The following is an 8438-nucleotide window of genomic DNA, read 5'->3' on the forward strand; positions in this document are numbered from 1 at the left end:
CCTAGCGGGCCTTGGCGAGCAGCTCGACGCCCTCGCCCAGGCCGATCACGTCGGCGTACTTGGCTTGCAGGTCAAAGAGAGCGGCGTCGTGCGGTCCCCGCGCGCGGTCGCCGCAGGCTTCGCGGACGACCAGGGTGTTGAAGCCGGATTGGACCGCGTCGACCGCGGTGGCCCGGACGCACCCCGAGGTCGTCGCGCCGCAGACGAGCACGGTGTCCGCACCAAGGCCGGTGAGCAGCGCGGCGAGGCTCGTTCCGTGGAATGCGGACGCGCCCTTCTTGACGATCAGGTGGTCGCTGTCGTGCCGTTCCAGCCGGGGATCGAGCGCGACCTCGGCGCTTCCGTCGCGCAGGCTCCGCATGCCGGGTGCCTTGCGCAGCCACGCGATCGCGTCGCCGTCGGCCTCCGCGGGGGTGTAGCTGATCGCGGTGTAGACGACCGGGGCTCCGCTCTCGTGGGCGGCCCGGACCAGCGCGTCAGCGGCTTCGACTTCGGCGGAAAGGTCTGCGCCGGAAGGGAATTCCGGTTCGGTGAAACCGCGAGTCAGGTCGACCACGACCAGCACCGGCGCGGTTCCCCGCGGCACCGCGGCCCCGAACCCCGCGCGGGCGTAGGTCTGGTCAGTCTCGGTGCCGTGCAGTCCGTTCTCAGGCGCGTTCACGCAGCAGCTCCTTGATCAGTTTGTGCTGCGACCGGACCCGGCCGAGCAGCCAGCCCTGGAACAGCCCGAGTGCGCCAGCCGCGACGATCGGGAGATAGCGCTTCGCGTTGGGCGGCAACAGCATCGCCAGTCCGTCGAGCGAATCCGAGGCGGGCGCGGCGGCGGCCGCGGGTGTCGCCGGAGCCGGTGCGGTGCCGCCGTTCTCCAGCAGGGCCCCGAGATTCTGCGCGAACTGCTGGAGGATCCGGTTCGACACCGTGCTGATCGCGCCCTTGCCGAACTGCGCGATCTTGCCCCGCACCACCAGATCCGTGTGCAGGTTCAGCGCCGAACCCTTCGGACCCGGCACCAGGGTCAGCGTGACGTCCGCTTCGGCGTCGCCGTTGCCGTGGCTGTCCGCGCCCCGGGCCGACAACCGCAGCCGGCGCTCGCCCTCGGCGATTTCGGTGAATCGCACCTTGCCCGCGTACGCGGCGCTGACCGGGCCGACCTTGAACTTGACCTTGCCGAGATACGACTCGCCGTCCCGGCCCTCCAGCACCGCGCCGGGCAGGCAGCCCGCGACCCGCTCGACGTCGTTGAGCAGCGCGAACACCGTGTCCGGATCGCCGGGAAGGTCAAGGGTGTTCTCGAGAATCATCGGACCGCGTCCTCTTTCCTGCCGGATCCGGCGCACCGCCGCGCGGCGGTCGCCTCGATCGCGTCCACAATGGTCTGGTATCCGGTGCAGCGGCACAGGTTCGACGACACAGTCTCCCGGATCTCCTCGCGCGTCGGCGACGGTTCCTGGGCGAGGAATCCTTCGGCGAGCATGAGGAAACCCGGCGTGCAGAAGCCGCACTGCAGACCGTGGTGCTCCGAAAACGCCTGCTGCAGATCGTTCGGCTCCTCCGGGGTGCCGAGGTCCTCGACGGTCCGGATCGCGCAGCCTTCCGCCTGCACGGCGTACATCAGGCAGGCGCGCACCGGTTCGCCGTCGACCAGGATCGTGCACGCCCCGCACACGCCGTGCTCGCAGCCGACGTGCGTGCCGGTGAGGCCCACGTCGTGCCGGAGCACGTCGAGCAGCGTCCACCGCGGTTCGACGAGCAGTTCGTGCTCCTCGCCGTTGACGGTCAGGACGATCAGCTGTTTGTCGGTCATGCGCCGGTACCCGCTTTCTCCCGGTCGGCCGCGGCGAGCGCGGCGAGGACGGCCTCGGGGTGGACCGGGGTCTGCTCCAGCTGGACCCCGGTGTGCCAGAGAAGGTCGTTGACCGCGTTCAGCACGGCGGCTGGCGCGCCGATCGTGCCGCCCTCCCCGGCCCCCTTCGCGCCGCTTTCGGTGAAGGCGCACGGGGTTTCGAGGTGGTCGACGGTGATGTCGGGGATCTCCGCGGCAGTCGGGACGAGGTAGTCGATGAAGCTCGCCGCCGACGGTTCGCCGTTCTCGGCGTAGGTGACCTCCTCGAACAGCGCGCCGGCGATGCCTTGCGCGATCCCGCCGCGCGCCTGGCCGTCGACCACCTTCGGGTTGATCACCACGCCGCAGTCCTCGACACAGGCGTAACGGAGGATTTTCACCTGTCCGGTGCCCGGGTCGGCCTCGACCACCACCGCGTGGGTCGCGTTCGAGAACGTGCCGTCGCCGGGGACGTCGAACGCCGCGGTGGCGGTGAGCGTCGGCTCGGCTTCCTTGGGCAGCAGGTGGCTGCGCAGGTACGCGACGTCGGCGATCTCCTCGAACGAAAGCCGCTGACTGGGGTCGTCGAGCTGGATGACTCCCCCGTCGCCGTCGAGTCCGACGTTCTCGACGCGGGTGTCCATCAGGTGCGCCGCGATGACGCAGAGCTGCTCGCCCAGCCGGGTCGCCGCCGTCGCCACCGCCGAGCCGCCGATCGTCACCGATCGGGACGCGAAAGTGCCCCAGCCGTAGGAAATCCGTTCGGTGTCGCCTTGCCGCAGCTTGACCTTGGCGAGGTCGACGCCGAGCCGTTCCGCGACGATCTGCGCGAACGTCGTTTCGTGGGACTGCCCGTGGTTGATCGTGCCGCTCGTGACGACGACCGAACCGGTGAGGTCCATCCGGATCTCGCTCACGTCGAATCCGGGGACGACGGTCATCTTCCGCTTCGCGAACGCCTCGGAGCCGTAGCCGGTGCGCTCGGAAAAGCAGCTGTAGCCGATGCCGATGTGCGGGTTCTTCTCGCGCAGGTCGTACCAGCCCTCGTCGCGGAGGATCTTCTCGCCCAGCTCCAGCGATTCGAGGTAGCTGCCGGGGTCGTAGGTCACCTTGTTGATGCCGGTGTACGGGAACTCGGTGATCACGTTGCGGCGGCGGATTTCCACCGGGTCGAGACCGAGCTTGCGCGCGGCCAGGTCCATGATCCGCTCCATCACCATGACGTACTGCGGACGGCTGACCCCGCGGTACGGCGCGGTCGGCGCTTTGTTGCTGGTGATCGCCCTCGCCCGCACCCGGTAGGCCGGAACCCGGTACACCGACGGCATTTCCGCCGCCGCCATCAACGGTTCGATGCCGACGGTGAACGGATAACACGAGTACGCGCCCATGTCGCACACGATGTCGGATTCCAGTGCGGTCAACTCGCCGTCCGGAGTGAACGCCGCACGCGTGCGGTATCGCTGTTCGCGGGCGAGGAACCCGGACGCGAGCGCTTCGCTGCGGTCCTCAATCCACTTGACCGGACGCCGCAAGCGCTTCGCCGCCGCCGCGACAGCGATTTCCTCGCGCCCCACAACGCATTTCTGCCCGAAGCCGCCGCCCATGTCCGGTACCACGACGCGCACCGAACGCTCCGGAATCCGCAGCGAACGCGCCAGCACGGTCCGGACCTGGTGCGGCACCTGACTGCACGTCTGGACGAGAAGCTGCTCGTCGCGATCGTCCCAGGACGCCACCGCGCCGCGCGTCTCCAGCGGCAGCGCGTTCTGGCGACCGCTGCGGGTGACAAGCTCGATCACGCACCCGTCCGCGAACGCTTCGTCGACGCCCGGGGTGTCGAACGCCGTGACGTCGAGCAGCACGTTGCTCGGCGCGTCCTCGTGCACCAGCGGCGCGTCCTCGGCGAGCGCGGTCTCCTCGGAAACGACGGCGTCGAGGACCTCGTAACTCACCTGCGCGGCCTCGATGCCGTCCTCGACCGCGTACGGATCCTTCGCGATGACCAGCGCGATCGGCTCGCCGACGAACCGCACCTTGCCGCGCGCGAGGATCGGCATCGTGGTCGGCGTGAACTCCTCGGGCGGACGGTCCAGCAGCGCGACCATGTCGCCGAGCTGGAGGTCTTCCGCCGAGTACGCGGCTACGACGCCGTCCACCTCGCGGGTGGCGGCGAGGTCGAGTTCGGTGATCTTGCCGTGCGCGACGGTCGCGCGCACGAACCCGGCGTGCAGCATGCCGTGGAGATGGATGTCGTCCACGAACCGCCCCCGGCCGGTGACCAGCCGCGGATCCTCGCGACGGCGCACGGACGCGCCGATCCACTTGCCGCCCCGGCCGTCGAAGCGGGGTTCTTCGGATGCCCTCACCGGTCTCCCCTCTCCCATGCCTGCCCCAAACTCCGCGCCACCAACGTCCTCGTCAGCGCCCGCCGATAGTCCGCGCTGCCCTGCGCATCACTGCGCGGATCGATCGCCTCCGCCGCCGCCCGGCCGCACTCAGCGAACAACTCCGGCCCCGGCTCGCCTCCCGCCAGCACCGCCTCGGCTTCCGGAACCCGCAACGGCGCGGGCGCGACCCCGCCGAGCACCACCCTTCCGCCTGCCAAGGAACCGTCCTGGCGAGGTTCGAGCGTCACCGCCGCCGCGACCGTCGCGAAATCCCCGGCACGGCGGGAAAACTCGGTCAACGCGGCCTTCGGAGCCGCCCTGGTGAACCGGACCTCGGTGACGACCTCGTCCGCCTCCACCGCGGTCGCGTAGAAGCCGTAGAACATCTCCCCGGCCGGGATCTCGCGGCGGCCGTGCGGTCCTTCGGCGACGATCACCGCGTCCAGCAGGAGCGCGAGCATGCACCACTCCGCGGTGGCGTCGCCGTGCACGAGGCTCCCGCCGACCGTGCCGCGCGACCGGATCGGCAGGTGCCCGACGTACCGCATCGCCTCCGCCAGCACCGCGAACCCCGGGCTGAGCTGGGCCACCTCGACCTGGCGGTGCGTCGTCATCGCGCCGATGCGGAGCGTCGAACCCGCGTGGACGATGTCGGTCATCCCCGGCAGGTCCCGCAGCCGCCCGAGGTCGACCAGGTCGCTCGGGCGGGCCAGGCGGAAGCTCATCATCGGCATCAGGCTCTGCCCGCCCGCGATCGCTTTCGGCTCCCGCCCTTGCCCGGCGAGGTCGGAAAGCAGGCCGACGGCGTCGGCGACGTCGTGCGCCCGATGGTAGGCGAACGCGGCGGGCTTCATGCGATTCCCTTTCTGCTGCGGCGGATCAGACTGCGTCCAGTTCGGACTGGTGCGGCTCCGGCGCGGTCTCGTCGTCGATCCGGTCCAGCTCCCGGCCCCGGGTTTCCGGCGCGCAGAAGACCATGAACACCACGGCCCCGACGACGAGCAGGCCGAGCAGCGTGAACGTCAGCGGCAGCCCGAGCACCGGCCACAGCACGCTGCCGAACAGCAGCGGCGCGAACCCGGTGACCGCCCGGCTGGAAGACGACGCCCAGCCGAAGCCCGACGCGCGCAGCTCCGTGGGGTACAGCTCGGACACGAAGGCGTACATCACCGGGATGACGATGAGCGAGAACAGCCCGAACGCGCCGATCGCCACCACCGCGGCTCCCGCCGACCCGAGCACCAGCGAGAAAGTCACCAGCGTGACCGCAGCGAGCGGCCCGGCCGCGGCGATGACCCGCTTGCGGCCGATGCGGTCCACGAGCAACACCGCCACCACGACGCCGACGATACCGAGCGCGTTCATCAAAGTGGTCGAAGCGAACGCGGCGATCTCTCCGAAGCCCTGCGCCTTGAGGATCGACGGCATCCAGCTCAGCGCGGCGTAGTACACCAGCATCACGGTGATGAACAGCGCCCACGCGACCCCGGTGACCTTCGGGTTGTATGCCCAGACCCGCCGCAGCTGGTCGACGGCCGCGAACACCCCGCCGCCGCGCTTGTCTTCCTGAACCGCCGGCGGAATCCGGTACGGCTCCTTCGGCGCGCCCGTGCGCTCGACGAGGTCGTCGATGACCAGCCGGGCTTCCGCCTCGCGCCCCTTGCGCACCAGGTACAACGGCGATTCCGGCACCCCGCGCCGCGCCCAGAACAACAGCACCGCCGGGAGAATCATCAACACCAGCATCCACCGCCAGTTCCCGGAAACCGGCACCAGCAGCGTCGCGGACGCCCCCGCCAGCGTCGTGCCGACCGGCCACCACCCGTCCATCGCGGACAGCACGCGGCCGCGTTGCTTGCGCGGCGAAAACTCGCTGACGATGGCGTAATCCACCGGAATGCAGCCGCCCAGCCCGACTCCGGCGAGGAACCGCAGCAGCAGGAACACCTCGATGTTCGGCGACAACGCCGCGAACACCGAGAAGAACGCGAACAACAGCAACGTAATGCTGAACGCCCGCTTCCGCCCGATCCGGTCCGCGACCGTCCCCCAGGCGACCGCCCCCACCGCCATGCCGATCAGATTAGCGGTGGCGACGAACCCCCGCTGCGTCGCCGACAGCCCGAATTCCGTGCCCACCAGCGGGGTGAGGAATCCGTTCAGCGCGACGTCCCAGGCGTCGAACATGTAGCCGAGCCCGCCGATGAGGAAGATCTTGCCCTGGACGCGCCAGCGCCACGGCAAGTCTTGGACCACCTGGTCTCCGGTACGCATATCCTTTGCTCCTTTGCGAAGTCTGCGTGTGCCGTTTTCGTGCTATCGGGCGAACTGGTAGTGAATCGATTCGTTGTCGGGGTCGTTGAGCGGAGTTCCGTTCCACAGCCAGTCGTAGGACACATCGGACTCGCCGTCGAAACTCCGCAGCTTTTCGTCGCGCTCGCGTTGCGCCGGACCGTCCGGCATGTGGTAAAAACTCATATTCTGCAAAGAGGCGTCCTGCACCATCCCCGCGTGCTTGGCCCGCCGGTGCACATACCGGGTCAACGCGGTGTCGATCCCGTCGCGCGTCGCCTGCCCGAGCTCCTCGGCAAGGACTGCCCCGTCCTCCATCGCCTGCGACGCCCCTTGCGCCTGGTACGGAAGCATTGCGTGGCAAGCATCCCCGAGCAACGCGACGCGCCCGTCCACCCACACCGGATCGCGACGCCGCCGGTACATCGCCCAGACCGAGACGTCGTCCTTGGCCTTGGACAGCATCATCGGCACCCGGTCGTCCCAATCGGAATACTCGGCCGCAAGCTGCTCCGCACTGGCCGGCGCACTCCAGTTCTTCTCGACTTCCTCCGTGCACGGCACAATCGCCACCACGTTCAGATACTCGCCGCCGCGGATCATGTAATGCACGAGATGCTTGTCGGGCCCGTACCAAATCGTAGAATGGTAACGATCGACCAGGAACCGAGTAGCCGGATCCGCCGCGATCGAATCGCCGGGAATCAACGCCCGGTACGCCATCTCGCCGGAAAACGCGAGCGTTTCGTCAAATCCGGCGAGATCCCTTACCGCAGACCGAATCCCGTCCGCCCCGACGACGACGTCCCCTTCAAACCGCCGCCCGTCCTCGGCAATCACCGCAGGCCGCTCCGGATTCCCCCGGTCAAGATCCACGACCTTCGCCGCGGTAGCCACCTTCACCACCGGCCCCGCGCCATCCGGGTCGATGCACGCCCGCAGCAGAACGGAATGCAGATCCGCCCGATGGTAGTGCCAATAAGGCGCCCCGTACTTGTCCACGACCCGCTGCCCGAGCGGCAACTGCGCGATAATGCTGCCGTCGGCCCACCGCCGCCGAACCTGATCCTGCGGCTCGCACCGAACCCGCTGCAACTCGGCCCGCAACCCCAACCCGATCAGGATCCGGCTGGCATTGGGCGCAGTCTGGATCCCAGCCCCGATCTCCCCCAGCTGCGGCGCCGCTTCGACCACCGTGACCCGCAACCCGCGCTGCCGCAACGACAAGGCAGCACACAGCCCGCCCAACCCGCCGCCGGCGACCACTACCTCGAAAGACTGACTCGCCGCCACCTGCCGACCTCCTACCCGCTAGCCGCCTCCGGCTCACCTAGCCCCGGACGCGGTTAATCCGAACACGGATTATCCGAACACGCAATAGTCTGCGGGGAATTTGCTGGCAGGGAGGCGCTTTCAGCCGCGCAGGGTGGCGGGACAGTCACCGAACGAGGCGATGCCGCGGTTCGCGGGGCGTGCTGCGGGGCAGCGGGGCGATGCAGTGCGGCGGGGCGGGGCGGCGGTACGTGAGGGCCACCCTCACAGCCGCTGATTCCCTCAGGGGTCCCCTCACGACCCGCTGTTGCCTGCGAGGGTCCCTTCGCGGGCCCGGCTTGCCTGAAGGGACCCTTCACGACCCTCCGTCACGCACGAGAGACCCCTTCGCAGGCTTGGCTTCCCTCAAAGACCCCTTCACGACCCCGCCGCCGCGCACGAGGGGTCCATTCACAGCGCACCTTCCCCCAAGGGCCCCTTCACGACCCGCCGCCGACCGCGAGAGGTCCATTCGCAGGCTCGCCCGCCGGGCGTCCTCCCCCGACCCGCCGCCACAATGCGCACCCAATGTGGCGTTCGGTGCGTCAGACGCACCCAATGCCACATTGGGGATTCCAGCAGCAGGCAAGGACTCTCACCCCACCGACGAAACCCCGTCACGC

7 protein-coding genes are annotated in these 8438 nt (G+C 69.2%); all 7 read right to left on the minus strand.

Annotated features, from left to right (window positions below):
* Nucleotide 1 precedes the first annotated feature (1 nt).
* The 7 genes from EIZ44_RS22845 to EIZ44_RS22875 are packed head-to-tail and all read right to left on the minus strand — an operon-like array spanning nucleotide 2 to nucleotide 7797.
* Nucleotides 2–661, minus strand: a complete 660-nt coding sequence (locus EIZ44_RS22845; protein WP_037813172.1) for an isochorismatase family protein — start codon at nucleotides 659–661, stop codon at nucleotides 2–4.
* Nucleotides 648–1301 carry an SRPBCC family protein gene (locus EIZ44_RS22850; RefSeq protein ID WP_037813173.1) on the minus strand — a complete coding sequence of 218 codons (654 nt, stop codon included), beginning with the start codon at nucleotides 1299–1301 and terminating at the stop codon, nucleotides 648–650. Before EIZ44_RS22850 ends, EIZ44_RS22845 begins: the two co-directional genes overlap by 14 nt.
* Nucleotides 1298–1804, minus strand: a complete 507-nt coding sequence (locus EIZ44_RS22855) for a (2Fe-2S)-binding protein (RefSeq protein WP_037813174.1) — start codon at nucleotides 1802–1804, stop codon at nucleotides 1298–1300. The genes EIZ44_RS22850 and EIZ44_RS22855 overlap by 4 nt, the downstream gene beginning before the upstream one ends.
* Nucleotides 1801–4191 (minus strand): xanthine dehydrogenase family protein molybdopterin-binding subunit, encoded by a 2391-nt coding sequence (locus tag EIZ44_RS22860; RefSeq protein WP_240691380.1) that lies wholly within the window; start codon nucleotides 4189–4191, stop codon nucleotides 1801–1803. The genes EIZ44_RS22855 and EIZ44_RS22860 overlap by 4 nt, the downstream gene beginning before the upstream one ends.
* On the minus strand, nucleotides 4188–5066 hold the full coding sequence (locus EIZ44_RS22865) for an FAD binding domain-containing protein (protein WP_134662349.1): 879 nt from the start codon (nucleotides 5064–5066) through the stop codon (nucleotides 4188–4190). The genes EIZ44_RS22860 and EIZ44_RS22865 overlap by 4 nt, the downstream gene beginning before the upstream one ends.
* Nucleotides 5067–5091: 25 nt before the next feature.
* On the minus strand, nucleotides 5092–6486 hold the full coding sequence (locus tag EIZ44_RS22870; RefSeq protein WP_134731122.1) for an MFS transporter: 1395 nt from the start codon (nucleotides 6484–6486) through the stop codon (nucleotides 5092–5094).
* A 42-nt stretch (nucleotides 6487–6528) separates the two neighbouring features.
* A complete protein-coding gene (locus tag EIZ44_RS22875) occupies nucleotides 6529–7797 on the minus strand; it encodes an FAD-dependent monooxygenase (RefSeq protein ID WP_134731124.1) in 1269 nt (422 codons plus the stop codon).
* Nucleotides 7798–8438 lie beyond the last annotated feature (641 nt).

This window comes from Amycolatopsis nivea, assembly GCF_004522235.1.
GTDB classification, from domain to species: Bacteria; Actinomycetota; Actinomycetes; order Mycobacteriales; family Pseudonocardiaceae; genus Amycolatopsis; species Amycolatopsis nivea.

What these genes read in the sequence shown, in the direction of transcription:
- EIZ44_RS22850 (WP_037813173.1), bottom strand. Translation starts at nt 1,301, where the DNA reads ATGATTCTCGAGAACACCCTTGACCTTCCCGGCGATCCGGACACGGTG.
- EIZ44_RS22865 (WP_134662349.1), bottom strand. Translation starts at nt 5,066, where the DNA reads ATGAAGCCCGCCGCGTTCGCCTACCATCGGGCGCACGACGTCGCCGAC.
- EIZ44_RS22855 (WP_037813174.1), bottom strand. Translation starts at nt 1,804, where the DNA reads ATGACCGACAAACAGCTGATCGTCCTGACCGTCAACGGCGAGGAGCAC.
- EIZ44_RS22870 (WP_134731122.1), bottom strand. Translation starts at nt 6,486, where the DNA reads ATGCGTACCGGAGACCAGGTGGTCCAAGACTTGCCGTGGCGCTGGCGC.